The organism is Agaribacillus sp. DX54, from assembly GCF_056858335.1.
Map to the genome: position 1 here is coordinate 69,098 of NZ_JBXEQE010000006.1, position 16,983 is coordinate 86,080.

Genomic DNA, 16,983 nt, shown 5'->3' on the forward strand with positions numbered 1-16,983 from the left:
TTTATTTCATTCTTAATTTAAATCGAAGGCCCAGGTTGCCCAGGTATTTTAAGATTCGTATGTCAAAAGGGTTAACCTTCAGCGCTTCTAATAACCTTACGAAATAGGTGATAATCGAAGATTGCCTGCCTTCAAGGAATATTTGCGTGTTCATAGCATACCGGTAATCTTTTTTACTGATGTTATTGCCAAATTCCCAATAAGCATTTCTGATCAATTCCCTGGCCGCTATGTGCATTTTCTTTTTTTTGGTGGTTACCGAATCCCGGTCTGTTCTTTTATCAAATAATACAAGCGGCTCCGCGATACCGTGGATAACGGAGAGCAGGGAAAACCTAAGCACATATTGCCAGTCGATAGGGATATTGGGATAATGTTGGCTAAAATATAAGCCATTGTCCAGGTGAACACTTTTTCTTATCATCATACAGGTGTTGACCACTTTGATTTGTTCCCGGAAGTTCAACAAAAACATGTCTTGGAAAGCTCTGGGATATTGCCCTCCTTCCACCAGGATTTGTGGAAACCTGAAGGTAACTTTCTGGCCGTCATAATGCTCGGCAATCCCTGAAACCAGGCCTATTTCTTCGTCGGCCTCCATGACCTCGACCTGCTTTTGCAACCGGTACGGATAATACCAGTCATCTTGTTCGGCAATGGCAATGAATTTACTGTCAGGGTGGCAGTAATAAACCAACCGGTTCATGGTGCGGCCCAATCCCATGTTAACTTCATTGATGATAATTTTAATGCGTTCATCATTGAATGATTGGAGGATGTTAAGCGAGTGGTCTTTTGAACCATCGATGCAGGCCACAATTTCAAAATCCTGAAGACTTTGATCCATCAGGCTCTCGAGCGTCCTTTTTAGAGTGGATTCGGCATTATAAATGGGTAGAACAATGGATACTTTCGGCATGTTTTACTTTTAATGACACGCAATTATTTCTTCAATTTTTTTGAATAATACAGGTGCAACCGTATTCACATCGTGCCGTTCCCTGACTTTCGTTGCAGCGTTAGAAGACAGTTTTCTGAGCAGTTCAGGGTCTTCCAGCATTTTTTTTACAGAATCTGCCATCTGATCCAAGTCCAGGTATGGCACCACAGCCCCCGAATCACCCTCAACAAATTCGGGCATCCCACCACCATCTTTAAAACAGATGATGGGCTTGCCCATGGCCGCGGTCTCCAGGCAAACCAAAGGATAAGGGTCTTCACGTGAGGTCATGAGAAATACATGCATAATGCTGTAATACCTGGCAGGGTCTGCTGTAGGAGGTATGATTTTCAGGTTTTTATGCAAACCTGCTTTTCTGACATCATCTAATAACCAGTTATACAGGTCTTTGCCGGGTTCAGCCCCTACCCACAAAAAAATCACTTCCCGGCTTAAATCATAATCTGCCAACTTCTTTAATACATGTATGAAAATGTCAGCGCCTTTTCTTAAAACAAATCCTCCGGCACCACCGACGATGAACGGATTGGCTGATTCGATTCCCAATTCCGATAAAACCCCCTGCTTGTCAATGCCGTTGTCCTGAGAAAATTTGGCTGTTTGGATGAACTCATGGACAACCGATATTTTGCCTCCGTCAATGTCATGGTTCGACATGAGGTTGTCTTTAACAGCCCCGGAGGCTGCCACATAGTGGGTAGTATGGGCTTTGATGTACTCGAGGTTATTGGCCGCAAAATTTTTGATCACGCGCTCCAATTCATGGACATGGGTTACAATAGGCGCTGAAATATCTTTTAGTACGTGGTACAAATATCCATTGGTAATGGTGTTTGAATAAATCAGATCGACAGATGATCGCTTCAGCGCCCTGCGAATCTTGCGGGTATTCATTCTTGACCTGTAACTGTCTATGAACCTGCTAAAAACAGATGAGGACCTGCGGCCAAAGTAGATAAAGGTCGGGCCTGTTTTTTCGAATTCTTCTACCAGGGGGCCCCCTTTTTTCAGAAGGATGATAACGTTGGTATCGGTGTGCGCCTTAACCCAGTCGATAAAATGCAAAAACATGATGGGCGCTCCGGTCCGGGTAGCGTCATGACCAATAAATAACACTGTTTTACTCATTACGACGATTATCGATCATTTTGAATACTACTTTTTTCATAGTTTAACACGCCATGCCCATCTTTTGCCGGCCGGGAAAACAGCGATGTAAATATTTCCTGAAAGGCTATTCTCAGGTAATAGATTTTACCGCTGACCCGGGAGGCTTTCATCGCATTTTTGAGCGCCTGGATTATATCTCCGTTTTTGATCTGAACCCGGCAAAGTGCGCTGGCAACCGCCGGAAAATCAGCATGTTTTTCATCGATTTGCAGGTGTTTTGAAATCAGTTTTAACTTGTCCCTGTGAAACGATTTATCAAAATAGGTGACGCTGAATCCTGTTTCATCATAGACAGAAACCGGCTGTTCTATGTACTTTAATTTGAAAGCGGGGTCGCCAAACCATCGCATGTTAAACTCATAATCGGCCAGGGCCTTATATTTCAAACTGAAATTACCTATCTTCTGAAATACCCTGCGGTGTGTAAACAAGCCCTGGTGAGACATATTCATCCAGCTAAGTCTGTGTTTATCAAACTTATGGAAGAACCGCCTCCGGGTTCTTTTATGAAAAATCGGGCCATACAGCACATCGAATTCTCGATGGCTTTCGGAGGCAAAGATGTTTTCCAGCACCCGGTCATCAAAGAAGTGATCATCGGCCCCCAGAAAAAACACCCAATCACCGGCTATTTTTTCAAGCCCTTTGTTCATCGCATCGTAAATTCCCCGGTCGGGTTGGGAAAAAATTCGCAAATGATCATATTTCTTCGCATAGCGATCCAGGATCTGCAAAGTATTATCGGTGGACTTTCCATCCATGATCACATGCTCAAAATTCTGATAGGTTTGAGCGGTTACGCTATCTATACATCCTTCTATGGTTGACTCACCATTAAAGACCGGTGTAATAATCGAGATTTTCGGTAAGTCCATATCTGTCATCAAAGGCTAAACGTTGTGCCAATCAACCTGGTCATACACTGCCCGGATTCCATCCTTTAGTGAAATTTTGGGCCGCCACCCGAGGCCAAACAGCTTTTCGACATCCATCAGCTTTTGCGGGGTTCCATCGGGTTTGGTGCTATCGTATTTTAAATCCCCCTCATATCCGGTTATTTCCCTGATTAAGAGGGCCAGATCTTTAATACTGACATCTTCCCCGCAACCTACATTTAAGAACCCTGCCTGGTCAAACTGCTTTAGCAGTAAAAAACAAGCCGCTGCCATGTCGTCTACGTGCAGGAATTCCCTGCGAGGGCTTCCACTTCCCCAAATTTCAACAAAAGGTAAGCCATCTTCCCTGGCCTGGTGAAACTTCCTCAGCAGGGCAGGTAAAACATGTGAATTTTCCAGATCGTAGTTATCATTCGGGCCATACAAATTAGTGGGCATAGCTGAAATAAAATTACAGCCATACTGACTCCTGTATGCATCGCACATTTTAATACCGGCAATTTTTGCGATGGCATAGGGCTCATTGGTGGATTCCAAAGGACCGGACAGCAGGTATTCCTCTTTCAGGGGTTGGGGCGCCATTTTAGGATAAATGCAGGATGACCCCAGAAATAACAGTTTTTTTACATCGTTTTTGTAACTCTGATGCATGACATTGTTTTGAATCATCAGGTTATCGTACAAAAACTCAGCCCTGTAAACATTGTTCGCATGGATCCCGCCAACCTTTGCCGCCGCCAACACCACATAATCGGGCTTCTCCGATTTAAAAAAACCGGTCACCGCCGTCTGGTTCCTTAAGTCAAGTTCCTTTGATTTCCGCATCACCAGGTTGTGATAACCCTCCCTTTCCAGCATCCTGACTATGGCCGAACCTACCATACCGGCATGACCCGCAACATATATTTTATCACTTTTATTCACGACAGGTAATTTTTGTCAACGCGCTATTCGTAATAATTCAAAATCTGAAAGCCACCCTTCTTCAGGTATTCATCTTTTTCAAACAAATGAACATCGGACCACACCATATCACGGATCAGGCTGTTCAAATCATATTTTAGTTGCCAGCCCAGCTTTTCCCTGGCCTTGGTGGGGTCTCCAATCAGCAGATCGACCTCTGTGGGTCTGAAATATTCCGGGTCGATAGCCAATATCTCCTTGCCTTTTTCCAACATGAACTTGTCATTGGTGCATCTGGCTATCCTGGCTACTTCATTCACGCCTTCACCTTCAAATGCCAGTTCAATGCCCAGTTCTTTAAAGGTCAGTATTACAAAATCCCTGATGGTGGTGGTTATTCCGGTAGCTATAACAAAATCTTCGGGCTGCTCTTGTTGTAAAATAAGCCACATGGCTTCAATATAGTCTTTGGCATGGCCCCAGTCCCTTTTTGCATCCAGATTGCCCAGGTAAAACTTTTGCTGGAGACCCAGTGCTATCCTTGCCGCAGCCCTGGTTATTTTCCTGGTTACAAAGGTCTCCCCCCTGATGGGAGACTCATGGTTAAACAAAATGCCGTTGGCGGCAAACATATCGTAGGCTTCTCTGTAGTTAACAATAATCCAGTAAGCGTATAATTTTGCTACCGCATAGGGTGATCTCGGATAAAATGGGGTCGTTTCACTTTGTGGCACCTCCTGGACCAAACCATATAGCTCAGAGGTGGAAGCCTGATAGATCCTGGTATGTTGGGTTAATCCCAGAATCCTGACTGCCTCCAGAATTCTCAATGTCCCCAGCGCATCCACGTTGGCTGTATATTCGGGGCTATCAAAGCTGACTTTTACGTGAGACATCGCCCCAAGATTGTATATTTCATCCGGCCGGACTTCCTGTATAATCCGGATAATATTGGTGGAGTCGGATAAATCTCCGTAATGCAGTTTAAAATGTACATTAATTTCATGGGGATCCTGATACAAATGATCGATGCGATCGGTGTTAAACAAAGAACTTCTTCTCTTGATCCCATGCACTTCGTAATTCTTTTTGAGAAGAAATTCAGCTAAGTACGCGCCATCCTGTCCCGTAATCCCGGTAATTAATGCTTTTTTCATTTTTTTGTATATAACACTTTAGAATAATGCAAAACTTTGGCGTAAAAATATAATTATAATATTTAAAATTTATATCAATTTAAGTCAAATTGATACATTGGCTAACTACACTGGTCGCGGATAAAAGGTTATGATGGGTGCTAAGCCGAATTAATGATTTTTTTTATTCGCCTGGAAATCGGAGCAACAAATTGCTTGTAAAAGCCTTTTTTAGTATGATGCTTTTTGTATTCCACTTCTAATACCTTGCGATAAAAATAATCATCCGCCTTTTTATCCCTGATTATTTCCCTGGGGTGGGTAATCTCACCCAAATCACCTAATTCTATGTTGGCAAGCAGGCTTTCGGGATCAAAAGTGTGGGTAGCATTTTTTATAAACCCAATGTTTTTGACGAGGTTCATATTCGGAAAAATAGCCAGCGCTTCCTGGTTCCAAACCGTAAACGTCCATTGGTAATCCCAGATATCTTTCCTGTTTCCGAACTCGATCAACCGGAAAATCTTCACCCAATAGGCTTTTTCGTTTTTACTTTGCACCACTTTATCCAGCTTTTTTTGCTCCAGGAAACTTTCCAGGTTTTTAATGTTAAACCGGTAATGTTTCCAGGCCCTTTTCCAGGTAGCCCACCCCCAGGTCCCGGTGTATTTTGAAAAATAATAGGAAGCGTTGCCCCGCTTTTTTCCCAACTGAAAATTGTTGCCGCTTACATGAAAAATGTTCTCATTATGGCGGTATTTTTCAAGCATGGAACTGCAAAATGTAAAAAAATCCGGTGTCGGAAGGCAATCGTCTTCCAGGATAATGCCCTCATCGACATGATCAAAAAACCAATTGATTGCCGTGGCGGGACCTACGCCGCAACCCAGGTTGTCCTGCTGAAATAAGGTTTTCAATTCACAGTCCCAATCGATAAGTTTAGTAATATCCCTGGCCTCCGTGCAATGCTTCTCATCGTACGGCTTATCCGGCCTGGGGCCATCTGCTGCCATAAACAGGTATTTCGGTCTGACTTTCCTAATCTCATCGAACACCTGCCGGGTAGTCTCTATCCTGTTAAAAATTATGAATAATACGGGTGTTTCAAACATTTTTTAAGTATTTCATTTTCAAGGCATTAAAATCAATTGTTGGCTGTCACCTTTTCGAACGAATCCAACGCTTCCATGACCATTTTTAAAGCAATATCCTGGCCTTTTTTGTTCCAGTGTGTATCTGTGCCATGATATACCATTTCATCGGCAGCCAGAAACGCGTCCATTAATGGTATATACCGGATGTTTCTTTCGCCTAAACCCTTATACAATCTCGGCAACAAATTGTTGTATCCGGAATCATTGATCAGGTTGCGGTAAATTGTATAGGCATTCGGCATAGGCATCAGCAGTAATTCCAGATTGTATTCTTTCTTTAACGCATTTTTAAGCGCCAGAATTTCGTCACACATTTCCCGGATATCATCGTCTTCCCATTCGTAATAGGCGCTGGTGACTCCATCGTTTACAGTTTCATGGTAGAAGCCCATCAGCGGATCACGGCTGTATTTAGGTACCTGCGATGGCAAATAGCCCAGCAGGTTAAATTTAAGGGTATTGACCCGTGAATACAGATAATGTGTAAATATACTCTTTTGCAGAAAGACGGTGTACTTCCTTTCGGCATCTTCCAAAAATATTTTGCTGTAAAAATCGTTGGCAGACCTGGGGTTTTGGTTCAAAAATAGCCGGTGCTTCCCGGTAAAAAGATAGGGGAAGTACCTTTCAACCACGTCCAGGATCAGGATTTTCGGTGGACCCTTTACGTAATTAACCGTATCCAGATACTCCATGACGTAATAGCTATTGGCATGGTAAACTGTCCGGTTCAGCGTATCGGCCAGTCTCAGGCTAAAGGGTTTTTCCAGGGGAAACTCAAAAAAGCTATCCCCGAAAGTTAAAATTTCAGCCTCATTGATATCTCTTCGCGGATCATACAGTCTTTCGCGAAAGTGTATCTTATCTTCGATTTTTTGGGCAAATAAGTCAATATAGGTGATATGGTACAATTCACCGTGATCCTCTATGCCGTCCACCACAATCGCTTGGGGTAAATGGTTGAATCTGACCGAAACAAATACAACGAATGACAATATGCCCGATACATATATAAAATATTTGAGCCAAATACCTTTTTTTTTCTCCATCACTAAAATCGAAAATATAGGAAATCCTGTTCTTCAAATTTACCTAAAAATACAATAAGCCCTATGGTAAAAACCAGTACCACCCAACGCAACAATCCGGGCATTTTGTTAAAATAATATCTGATTTTTGCGCGTTCGGTAATGAAATCAATAATTATCAACAGCATAATGGCGACAATACTGATAGTCCAGTCAGAGCGGATTCTAAATAGATTAATACGGTCGAGATCCGCCACATCCAGTGATAAGGTGTTTTTAAGGAATACGTAAGTGTCACTGATTCCGTTAGCCCTGAAAAATATCCATGCCAGCAATACCAGGTGAAAGGTAACGAGCACATCCAATAACCTCGTCAGATGGCTATTCGGATCCAATTTTACAGATTTCAGCAGCTTACTTCTGACATTTTTAGTCATGTAGCCCAATACCAGGTAACTTCCGTGCAGAAAACCCCACACAATAAAAGTCCAGTTGGCACCGTGCCAGAGACCGCTCACCACAAAAGTGACAAAAAGGTTGTAGTACCATCTCCATTTTATCACCCTGTTGCCCCCCAACGGAATATATAAATAATCACGAAACCATGTAGACAAAGAGATATGCCACCTGCTCCAGAATTCCCGGATGTTGGTGGCAAAGTAGGGTCTCCGGAAGTTCTGCATCAAAGAGAACCCCATAATGAGGGCGCTGCCAATGGCAATATCCGAATATCCGGAGAAATCACAATAGATTTGAAAAGCGAAAAAATAGGTGGCGACGATGTTATGAAAACCGTCATATCGATCGACGTTATTATACACCTCGTTTACATACTCGGCCAGGCGGTCGGCGATAACCAGCTTCTTGAAAAAACCCCAGACCATGAGCAGCAGTCCCTCTTTTACACGGTTGTAATCAAAGTCATAGTCCTTGTGAAACTGGGGGAGCAAATGGGATGACCTTTCGATCGGGCCCGCCACCAACTGGGGGAAGAATGACACAAAGAGGGCAAACTTGCCCAGGTGACTTTCGGCGTTGGTTTTCCCATTGTACACATCGATGGTGTAACTTAAAGTTTGAAACGTATAAAAGGAAATACCTACCGGCAACAACAATTTCAACGTATAGGTATCGTGGAGCACGTTCCAGTGTAAAAAGCTGTCATTCAGGTATCCAAATACCCTGGAAGCGGAGCGGCTGAAAAAATTAAAGTACTTAAATAAAAAAAGGAGGCCCAGGTTGGACACCAGACTAAGGTACAGGTATTTTTTACGGGCCGATTTTTCCGGTAACTGCGCCATTTTCTTGCCGCAATAAAAGTCCACGACTGTAGATATCACGATAAGAATAATGTACTCCACCCGCCAGCTCATATAGAAGTAGTAGCTGGCCAGCAGCAACATAAACCACCGGTACCTTGCAGGAATGGCAAAGTACAAGGCTATCACCATTGGAAAAAAAACAAGAAACTCTAAGGAATTAAAAAGCATCCGGATTATAATTATTTATAAAAGCCATTCACGGTCCTGTGAGGTTAAAGATCAATCAGATGCCGGTCTAATTACCCTCCTGAGTGCGTTAAATTGTTTTCTGGTAAATGATTTTGGTTTTTGACGGAAGGGTTGGAAATAATACCTTTTAAATACAGCCCAATAACTTCTGATGGCTATCGCAAAACGTGTAAAAATATTGGTCTTTTTAAACACCGGGCACTTGTAAAGTACCTCTTTAAACGCCACCCAGGCAATGTTTATGTAAGGAAAATTTCCAGCCACTCTCGACGCTCCTATTCTCCGGGCATATTTTTGAAAACCAGTGGAGGTTCCTCCGAAATATTTGTGATAGCTGACAAATTCAAGGTTTTTCACCTTCCCCAAATAGGCGATAGCGGCTATAAAGTGCCAATCGCCTCCTATTACATTTCTAATGGGTATCTTTTGCGCAAGCGCTCTTCTCATCATGCCATGCCAAAGCCCGCCATGCAATACCTTGCTGTAATACCAGACCAGTCGCTCCCATTTTTTCGGCTGCTCCATAGACAGGTCCTTTTCATAAAAAAGAAACTCGTCACCCCGCCAGTATTTTAACTGTCCGGACACCAGGCTGTATTCACTGTTTTTTTCCAGGTAATCGACATATCTAAAAATGACATCGGGTTCCATCCGGTCGTCATCGGCCAAAAACATAAAATATTTACCGGTTGCTTTGGTGAGCACAAACTGAAAATTTGCCCAGACTCCCCGGTTTTCATCTTGCCTGAAAAATCTGATACGATGGTCCTGCTCTGCCAACTTCCTGCAAACTTCTTCGGTATCATCGGTTGAACAATTGTCAGAAATTATGATTTCCAAATTAGGATAGCCTTGTTTCATCAAAGTATCGAATGCCTTTGAAATGCTGTGGTTACTATTGTAGGTAGGCATGCCTATACTGACAAGAGGCAGAGAAGAATCCATGTTACAATCGGTTTTTCGCTATATTTTCATTAATCTGAAGTCACTTTATTTAATATTTTTTTAGCCGCGCGCTCCCCGCTGAGGAAAGATTCGTCGGTCCACATATACCCCCATTCGCCGTATCTTCCTGCATAATGTATCTCTATATCATCCAAAAACCCGTGAACTTTTGCAAGATTGGATTTCCTGTCCAGGTCAAATATTATATTCGCATAAGGAATATACATAGCATGTTTGAAATCTATGTCATCGCCTTCCCTCAAAAGACCACACCGGATTAAATCTTTGATTACCGGTTCGATACAGTCGTCCGGGGTGCCTGTCATGGGCTTGTATTTGTCGGAAAAATAAACTTCGGCCTGAATACTCGAATGGCCTTCCGGCACGGTTTCAGGAGATAGATTATGAGGGAAGCTTAACCTGGTAAAGGAAAAATCCCGGTCATAAAAATAACTCCAATGGGCCGGCGTTATGTCTTTTCTTTTTACACCGACACTCACTACCACGCATTGGGTACAGGCCAGCAACTGAGAGGCTTCAATCACATCGGCCGGGGCATTAGTGATCATCGGAAGCAGGTCAGGCAATGGAATGGACGAAACCAGGCTATCGTATTTTTCTTCACGGCCGTTTTCAAAATAAATAGTTTTTGAAACAGGATCTATTTTCTCAACCTTATGCCCCAGCACAATGTCCGTGAGATTTGGCAGCGGGTTGAGGTAGTTAACAAAGCCATTGTGGGTGGGATACCTGAAATGGCTAATGTAATGCACATCCGGGGTGGTTGGGGAGATAGCACCGTAGATGACTTCCTCCAGCTTTGGCCGGTACAGACGGGGGCCCAGCCAGTCGGTGCTCATGTTGCCGGCAGTAGTGGTGTGATATCTCAAGCCGTACTCCATCGGAAAATTCTCGGCAATTGTCTTTCCAAAGCTCGCCTTCAGCCAATCTTCGTAGTTGTTTATTGCTCCATAGTCGTTGTGCATAGCATACACAAAGTCTTTGATGCAGTCTACGATCAACGCTTTAGGCAAATCATGCAGGTTACATTGCACAGGATGTTTGATCCAGATACCTTTCCAGTAATTATTGACAACTGTATGGATGGTTTCATATTCCTGGTTGACACTATCTGCCAGAAACTTTTGTACCTTTTCATTTTTCGTGAATGAAACATGCGGGCCTTCATCAAATGTGTATCCCTCATTGAATTTATAGGAAGCCGTATGACCTCCATAATGCTGATTTTTGTCAAATATAACGGAATCAACTCCCTCATTTTTTAAAAGATTGGCGGCCCCGAAGCCGGCCATTCCTGAACCCAATATTGTCACTTTTTTCATAGTCGGTGATTAATTTCTAATTGAAAATACCAGGAAATCCATCCGAAAGATGGTCCCAGCTAATATCTTTATCGGAAATTACCGGCTTTGTAACCGGCAATGACAGATTAATTTTCGGATCATCCCACCTCACACCCCCCTCGGTGTCAGGCACATAAATGTTGTCAGACAAGTATAATACCTCACAATTATCTTCAAGTGTTAAATAGCCCGTGGCAAAGCCTCTTGGCAAAAGTATGGCCTCATTCCGGTCTTTAAGGTGAAAAGTGTCTCCTTGCAAAAACGTATCCGAAGCTTTTCTTAAATCCACAAATAAGGCGATCATCTCCCCTTTCACTACCCTGAACAACTTTGATTCGGCATATTCTCCAAATTGAAAATGAAGCCCTCTGAGGGTGTGCTTTTTTGCAGATTGCACAAAGTTTATTTGCTCTATATGATAGTTGGGAAGAAAGTCTTTTTTCTGATAAGCTTTCAGAAAACTGCCTCTGTCATCGACAAAAGACTTTTGCCGGATGATTTTTACTCCTTCGAAAGCTTTGTAATCGATTAATTCCATTTAATTGACTTTGACAAAATATCCCTTGATTCCTTCCTCTAAGGAGATTTCCGGGTGAAATTTCAATGTATCTGCGGCTCTTTCAAAATTCAGAGCCAGGTATTTCATTCCCTGATCCCTTTGATTGACTGCACCGAATTCAACCTCCACCTGTTCACCTGAGACTTTAACGACTTCAGCAACCAGTTGTTTGATAGAAATTATTTCATGGGAGCCGAGGTTAAAAACCCCTTTGATTTCATTTCCCAAACCAGTTGTTACTGCCCTGGCAATATCATCCACATGCAAGTATTGTCTGATCTGAACACCACTGGACAAAGCCAGTTTTTCCCCGTTTGTTATAGACCTGACCAGATAAGGTATTAACCTGTTTTCATTTTCACCATAGCCATATATGTTTGGGAGAATAAAATGAAGACTATCAAAACTAAAATCAGTCTGGTTTTGGATATATCTTGAAAATACGCGCTTGGAGAGGCAATAGTCATTGGGAACCGGATAGGCGCTCAATAATACTTCCTCTTCGGCTAAAGGTCTTTCATAAGGGTAATCACCGATTTCAAAGTAACTCCCAAAGGATATAAACTTACCGGAATAGCCCGTTTCATTCAATAAATTTATGATCCGGATGGGTTCAAAAGCGTTCACCTCGTAAATGATATTTTTAGGGTATTTTTTATTGGATTGCACACCGGCACCAGCACAATAAACAATGGCGTCAAAGCCCGAAAGTGTAGAAATTTCCGGACTTGTTTCAGGAATACGGTAATACTTCCGATGATCATCTTCACGGGTGTAGCTACCGTATAAGACCAATTCATGGGATGGGTCGGCATTCAACTGCCTGATAACAGCCTGCGCCAAAAAAGAATGAGCACCTAAGATTCCTATTTTCATGGGCAATGGCATTTTAAATTACAAGGCATATCTGAAATCAAATAGTTTTTTTTGTTTGATTACTTCGGCATTATCTTTAAACTCATCCCAGGCGGTAAGCAATAACAAGGCATTGGACCGTTCCATCAGTTCATTCAGTGAGTCGGCATATTGAATAGGAAAATTATATTCCCGGGCAAAAGTTTTATTGGCCAGCGGATCATAGGCAACTATATGGCTGAATCCATGATCCAGAAGTTTTTGAATGATGTCCCTGGTAGGGCTAAGCCTGACATCATCCGAACCTTTTTTAAATGACAAACCCAAAATACCTATATGTTCTGAGGTGTCCAGTTCTGATTTAACCTTATCAATCAGGAAATTCTTGACATCTTCATTAATCTCCAGGTTAGCGCTAAGCATTTTGGTTTTGTAGCCATGTGAACCGGCAATGCTATCGAGTGCAGAAGTATCTTTTGGCAAACAGTATCCGCCATACCCGCAACCGGGGTACACATATGAAGACATGGAGGCCGGGGTTCCTGCCCACCGCTTGTCTTCATGGAGTATTTTAAAAGCAGAAGGAATGTCAATATTTCCGATGTGATCTGCGACCATAGACATTTCGTTGGAATAGCTGATCAGGGTAGACAATAAAGTATTCGACAGGTATTTTATGAATTCAGCCGTGTTAAAGCTTACATAGTGTACAGGCGCATTAAATGGTTTGTAAATCTCATCCAGAATCTCCCTGGATCGATCATCTTCCACGCCAATCACCACCCTGTCAGGTTCAATAAAATCTTCCCAAGAATAACCTTCCCTTAAAAATTCAGGGTTAGACGCCAATCCAATCTGCTGCCCATTGGAGGATTTTTCCTTCACAAACGGCACCACCTGTTTGGAAATGGTAGAAGGCGGAACGGTAGATTTCACAATAATGGTCTGAAAATTTGTATTGCCTGCGGCAAGCACTTCTTCAATGGCCTTCAGCAGGTAAGTCAGGTCCGCACTTCCATCAGGCCGGCCGGGAGTACCTACACAAACAAATATTGCCTGACTGTCATGAATGGCATCTTCAAATGAGGCATCCAGGATGAAATTTTTACCCAGTTGCCCGGCCAGTACCTCATCGAGGTGCGGTTCGTAAAAAGGTATCTCATGATTTCTGAGTTTTGCCAGTTTGCTTTCATCAATGTCTATACCGTAAACTTTAAAGCCTTTTTTGCTAAACCCTAAAGCCGTGGTAAGCCCTACAAATCCCAGACCTATAACAGTTATCATACTAGTTTTCCGTTAAATATTTTCAAAAAGTTTAAAAATCTTCCAATACCTTCCTCCACATATACTTCAGGGTCATATCCGAGTACCTCCCTGGCTTTGTCAATTTTCGGGCATCTCCGGTTGGGGTTATCGGTCAGATATTCGCTGTCTGTAGATTTTTCAAAGACTATCTCTCCCTGATAACCAAATATCTCTTTGCCATGATTAATGAAAAACTCCGAGAATTGTTTTACCGAAACTTCAGGCTTGTCGATTCCAATGTTGAAGACATCAAACCGGTCATGTAACAGGGTTTTGAGGTATCCGGTGATGGCATCGGAAATGTAGCAAAAAGTCCTGGTGGGTGTTCCGTCAGAAAATATTTTCAAATCACGGTTATCGATCACTGCCTTGGCAAAATCAGCCGGCAGTCTTTTATCATTGACGTTCATGCCCGGGCCGTAGTTATTAAAAGGTCTGGCAATGGTGACTGGCATGTTATATTTTTGGTTAAAAATATAACATAATGTCTCACCAAACCGTTTGGCCTCATCATAACAGGCCCTGGGTCCGATAGAAGCTACATTGCCTCTGTAGTCTTCGGAGGTAGGAATGAACTCGGGGAAAGGATCGCCATAAATTTCACTACTTGAAAAAAACAAAAAACCCTTGATTTTCCGTTCGACATAATAATCGAACAACCTCCGCAGCCCCCAAATATTGGCGTCTACAGTTTCAAGCGGATAAATACGGTAGAAAGTCGGGGAGGCTATGGAAGCACCATGAATAATTAAATCGACGTTTTCTACCCCTTCAATCTGTGCAATGTCATCTTTGATAATGTCGAATTCATATAAACTTACTTTGGGTGAGGACGAAACCAGTTCATCCAGCCAATCTTTGGTGCCGGTTAAAAAGTTTTCAAGGGCAATTATTTTTTTTATCCCTAGCCGATCTGCGTAGGCCGTAAAAAAATGCATAAAATAGTATCCTAAAAAGCCTCCGCAACCTGTGATCAAAATAGAAGTGTCTCTGAATTTTTCTTTTTCCTCAGCCGATAATTTCCTGAAAATATAGGCGAGATCTTCAGTTAAAATATAATTTTCGTTCATAAGTATCCTAAAATTAATCCCAGATTTTCCATGGTGCTTTCCCAGTGTTCCACATAGTCTCCAATACATTCCTATCCCGTAAGGTATCCATAGGATGCCAAAACCCTTCGTGTCTGAAAGCGCCGAGCAACCGGTCATGTGCAAGCTTTTCCATAGGTTCTTTTTCCCAAACTGTCGAATCGCCGGAGATAAAATCGATGACCTTAGGTTCACAAACAAAAAATCCGCCATTTACCCAGGCGGTTTGATCACCATCGCTTTTGGGTTTTTCCTTAAAGCTTTCCAACACATTTTCACCCTGATTCAAACTAAAAACACCGAATCTTCCGGGTTGCTGCACAGCGGTCAGGGTAGCCAGCGTACCCTGTTTTTTGTGAAAATCGATCAGGTTCAGCACATTCACATTACTAACGCCATCGCCGTAGGTAAAACAAAAGGTTTCTTCACCCAGGTAACGCCTTACCCTTTTTAACCTCCCTCCTGTCATGGTGTTTTCGCCCGTGTCAATCAGTGTGACCTTCCATGGTTCCGTATTATTGTTTAATACCTCCATGGAATTACCTTTGAGATCAATGCTAAAATCAGTGGAGTGCAGGAAATAATCTGAAAAATATTCTTTAATGACATATCCTTTGTAGCCGCAGCAAATGATAAAATCGTTTAGCCCGTAGGAAGCGTAGATTTTCATGATATGCCATAAAATAGGCTTGCCGCCTATTTCTACCATGGGTTTTGGTCTTACACCGCTCTCCTCACTGATTCTCGTTCCAAAACCCCCTGCCAAAATAACAACTTTCATAGAATGTTTTTTTATCGATGTTATAGTTAATTAGAGCAATACTTTGGAGTTAACCTGACTGATATTAAAGCCCGGTAAAACATTCCCCTGGATAAGTCCGTTGCTGTGATAGCCATAGGGATTGCTTCCCTGTATTTCCAGAATTATCTGGTCTTCTATCCAATCCTGGATAATGTCTCTGCTTCTCAAAAATAAGGTCATATAATAATATCCGGGCTTAAGATTATTTTCTATTTCAAAATGGTATTCCAATTTGTCATCAGTGTGTGAAAAGTTTTTTCCAAGGAACTTGTTGGCACAATGTACGATACAGCTCTTATTCCGGTCACTGATGTTAATAGCCATGTCAACATCGGTAAAATATTTTTCTGTGCCCTGGGTTTCCAGCATCAGTTTAAACCTGATGGGTTGCCCGAAATCGACCGGGTAGGATTCGAATACCATTTTTTTGAATTTGATCTGTCCCACCGATTGATGCCTGTCGAGGTCATCGAGTGTCAACTCCTGGCCTTTTATGGAATTGTTGGTACTGGCATAATACTCCAGGGCCCCGTCAATATCGCCATCAAACTTTAACTGACCATTCACCAGTACCACTCCGGTTTTACACAGGCCTTTTACGGCCGATAATTGGTGCGAAACAAAAAGGATCGTACGACCTTCGCTCCTCACCTTAGTCATTTTATCGATACATTTTTTCTGAAATACGGAATCGCCTACTGCCAGCACTTCATCCACCACCAAAATTTCCGAGTCCAGATGCGCTGCTACTGCAAAGCCCAACCTGACCCGCATACCTGTAGAATAGCGCTTTATAGGCGTATCGATGTAAGCGGCAATCCCTGAGAAGTCTACAATTTCGTCAAGCTTCGCTTTAATCTCACTTTTGGTCATCCCCATGATCGCCCCATTGAGAAAAATATTTTCACGGCCGGTCAGATCGGGGTGAAATCCGGTACCCACTTCCAGTAAACTGGCTACACGGCCTTTTATTCGGATTTGTCCTTTGGTTGGAGCGGTAACTCTCGATAAAATTTTAAGCAGTGTCGATTTTCCGGCACCGTTTTTTCCAATAATACCGAGTGCATCACCTTTGTTAACACTGAAGCTGATATCTTTTAGTGACCAAACATAGTCACTCTCCGCCTTCATAGACCTGATATTTTCAGCCCCGACCTTCATAAACGGATCCTCTTTTCCCCTGATCTTGGCCCACCAGCGATGCAGGTCATTTCTTAATGATCCGGTGCCAATGTCTCCAAGGCGGTAAAGTTTAGACAGGTTTTCTATTTCAATTATTTTTTCAGACATATCCGTTCAATTATTC

General features: G+C 42.5%; 16 protein-coding genes. All 16 read right to left on the minus strand.

All coding sequences use genetic code 11. The annotated features are described in order from the left end of the window. Nucleotide 1 precedes the first annotated feature (1 nt). Nucleotides 2-919: a glycosyltransferase family 2 protein gene (locus tag AC04NP_RS09080; protein ID WP_482859295.1), complete on the minus strand. Its 918-nt coding sequence runs from the start codon at nucleotides 917-919 to the stop codon at nucleotides 2-4. Between the two features lie 9 nt (nucleotides 920-928). Then, the gene (locus AC04NP_RS09085; RefSeq protein ID WP_482859296.1) at nucleotides 929-2,089 is read right to left on the minus strand and encodes a glycosyltransferase family 4 protein; all 1,161 of its coding nucleotides are present in this window, start codon (nucleotides 2,087-2,089) and stop codon (nucleotides 929-931) included. 8 nt (nucleotides 2,090-2,097) lie between these two features. Beyond that, nucleotides 2,098-3,006, minus strand: coding sequence for a glycosyltransferase family 2 protein (locus tag AC04NP_RS09090; protein ID WP_482859298.1), 909 nt, complete (start codon nucleotides 3,004-3,006; stop codon nucleotides 2,098-2,100). A gap of 15 nt (nucleotides 3,007-3,021) precedes the next feature. Beyond that, on the minus strand, nucleotides 3,022-3,951 hold the full coding sequence (locus AC04NP_RS09095; RefSeq protein WP_482859299.1) for a GDP-L-fucose synthase family protein: 930 nt from the start codon (nucleotides 3,949-3,951) through the stop codon (nucleotides 3,022-3,024). A gap of 23 nt (nucleotides 3,952-3,974) precedes the next feature. After that, nucleotides 3,975-5,087 carry a GDP-mannose 4,6-dehydratase gene (gene gmd / locus AC04NP_RS09100; protein ID WP_482859300.1) on the minus strand — a complete coding sequence of 371 codons (1,113 nt, stop codon included), beginning with the start codon at nucleotides 5,085-5,087 and terminating at the stop codon, nucleotides 3,975-3,977. Between the two features lie 140 nt (nucleotides 5,088-5,227). Next, nucleotides 5,228-6,178: a nucleotide-diphospho-sugar transferase gene (locus AC04NP_RS09105; RefSeq protein ID WP_482859301.1), complete on the minus strand. Its 951-nt coding sequence runs from the start codon at nucleotides 6,176-6,178 to the stop codon at nucleotides 5,228-5,230. A 32-nt stretch (nucleotides 6,179-6,210) separates the two neighbouring features. Next, the gene (locus tag AC04NP_RS09110; protein WP_482859303.1) at nucleotides 6,211-7,269 is read right to left on the minus strand and encodes a hypothetical protein; all 1,059 of its coding nucleotides are present in this window, start codon (nucleotides 7,267-7,269) and stop codon (nucleotides 6,211-6,213) included. 2 nt (nucleotides 7,270-7,271) lie between these two features. Then, complete coding sequence (locus AC04NP_RS09115; protein ID WP_482859304.1) at nucleotides 7,272-8,738, minus strand: MBOAT family O-acyltransferase; 1,467 nt, start codon at nucleotides 8,736-8,738, stop codon at nucleotides 7,272-7,274. 51 nt (nucleotides 8,739-8,789) lie between these two features. Beyond that, on the minus strand, nucleotides 8,790-9,704 hold the full coding sequence (locus AC04NP_RS09120) for a glycosyltransferase family 2 protein (protein ID WP_482859305.1): 915 nt from the start codon (nucleotides 9,702-9,704) through the stop codon (nucleotides 8,790-8,792). A gap of 29 nt (nucleotides 9,705-9,733) precedes the next feature. Beyond that, entirely contained in the window at nucleotides 9,734-11,047 is a 1,314-nt protein-coding gene (locus AC04NP_RS09125; RefSeq protein WP_482859306.1) for a protoporphyrinogen/coproporphyrinogen oxidase, read from the minus strand. A gap of 16 nt (nucleotides 11,048-11,063) precedes the next feature. Then, nucleotides 11,064-11,606, minus strand: coding sequence for a dTDP-4-dehydrorhamnose 3,5-epimerase family protein (locus tag AC04NP_RS09130; protein ID WP_482859307.1), 543 nt, complete (start codon nucleotides 11,604-11,606; stop codon nucleotides 11,064-11,066). After that, nucleotides 11,607-12,503 carry an NAD-dependent epimerase/dehydratase family protein gene (locus AC04NP_RS09135; RefSeq protein ID WP_482859308.1) on the minus strand — a complete coding sequence of 299 codons (897 nt, stop codon included), beginning with the start codon at nucleotides 12,501-12,503 and terminating at the stop codon, nucleotides 11,607-11,609. A gap of 18 nt (nucleotides 12,504-12,521) precedes the next feature. Then, the gene (locus tag AC04NP_RS09140) at nucleotides 12,522-13,766 is read right to left on the minus strand and encodes a UDP-glucose dehydrogenase family protein (protein WP_482859309.1); all 1,245 of its coding nucleotides are present in this window, start codon (nucleotides 13,764-13,766) and stop codon (nucleotides 12,522-12,524) included. Continuing rightward, nucleotides 13,763-14,857 carry an NAD-dependent epimerase/dehydratase family protein gene (locus tag AC04NP_RS09145; protein WP_482859310.1) on the minus strand — a complete coding sequence of 365 codons (1,095 nt, stop codon included), beginning with the start codon at nucleotides 14,855-14,857 and terminating at the stop codon, nucleotides 13,763-13,765. Before AC04NP_RS09145 ends, AC04NP_RS09140 begins: the two co-directional genes overlap by 4 nt. 13 nt (nucleotides 14,858-14,870) lie before the next feature. Then, nucleotides 14,871-15,656: a glucose-1-phosphate cytidylyltransferase gene (gene rfbF / locus AC04NP_RS09150; RefSeq protein WP_482859311.1), complete on the minus strand. Its 786-nt coding sequence runs from the start codon at nucleotides 15,654-15,656 to the stop codon at nucleotides 14,871-14,873. 30 nt (nucleotides 15,657-15,686) lie between these two features. Beyond that, a complete protein-coding gene (locus AC04NP_RS09155) occupies nucleotides 15,687-16,967 on the minus strand; it encodes an ABC transporter ATP-binding protein (protein ID WP_482859312.1) in 1,281 nt (426 codons plus the stop codon). Nucleotides 16,968-16,983 lie beyond the last annotated feature (16 nt).

Excerpts from the sequence above, each read along its gene's own strand:
- AC04NP_RS09105 (WP_482859301.1), bottom strand. The coding sequence starts at position 6,178 with ATGTTTGAAACACCCGTATTATTCATAATTTTTAACAGGATAGAGACT.
- AC04NP_RS09110 (WP_482859303.1), bottom strand. The coding sequence starts at position 7,269 with ATGGAGAAAAAAAAAGGTATTTGGCTCAAATATTTTATATATGTATCG.
- AC04NP_RS09145 (WP_482859310.1), bottom strand. The coding sequence starts at position 14,857 with ATGAACGAAAATTATATTTTAACTGAAGATCTCGCCTATATTTTCAGG.
- gmd (WP_482859300.1), bottom strand. The coding sequence starts at position 5,087 with ATGAAAAAAGCATTAATTACCGGGATTACGGGACAGGATGGCGCGTAC.
- AC04NP_RS09080 (WP_482859295.1), bottom strand. The coding sequence starts at position 919 with ATGCCGAAAGTATCCATTGTTCTACCCATTTATAATGCCGAATCCACT.
- AC04NP_RS09085 (WP_482859296.1), bottom strand. The coding sequence starts at position 2,089 with ATGAGTAAAACAGTGTTATTTATTGGTCATGACGCTACCCGGACCGGA.
- rfbF (WP_482859311.1), bottom strand. The coding sequence starts at position 15,656 with ATGAAAGTTGTTATTTTGGCAGGGGGTTTTGGAACGAGAATCAGTGAG.
- AC04NP_RS09120 (WP_482859305.1), bottom strand. The coding sequence starts at position 9,704 with ATGGATTCTTCTCTGCCTCTTGTCAGTATAGGCATGCCTACCTACAAT.
- AC04NP_RS09090 (WP_482859298.1), bottom strand. The coding sequence starts at position 3,006 with ATGGACTTACCGAAAATCTCGATTATTACACCGGTCTTTAATGGTGAG.
- AC04NP_RS09130 (WP_482859307.1), bottom strand. The coding sequence starts at position 11,606 with ATGGAATTAATCGATTACAAAGCTTTCGAAGGAGTAAAAATCATCCGG.
- AC04NP_RS09125 (WP_482859306.1), bottom strand. The coding sequence starts at position 11,047 with ATGAAAAAAGTGACAATATTGGGTTCAGGAATGGCCGGCTTCGGGGCC.
- AC04NP_RS09155 (WP_482859312.1), bottom strand. The coding sequence starts at position 16,967 with ATGTCTGAAAAAATAATTGAAATAGAAAACCTGTCTAAACTTTACCGC.
- AC04NP_RS09115 (WP_482859304.1), bottom strand. The coding sequence starts at position 8,738 with ATGCTTTTTAATTCCTTAGAGTTTCTTGTTTTTTTTCCAATGGTGATA.
- AC04NP_RS09135 (WP_482859308.1), bottom strand. The coding sequence starts at position 12,503 with ATGAAAATAGGAATCTTAGGTGCTCATTCTTTTTTGGCGCAGGCTGTT.
- AC04NP_RS09140 (WP_482859309.1), bottom strand. The coding sequence starts at position 13,766 with ATGATAACTGTTATAGGTCTGGGATTTGTAGGGCTTACCACGGCTTTA.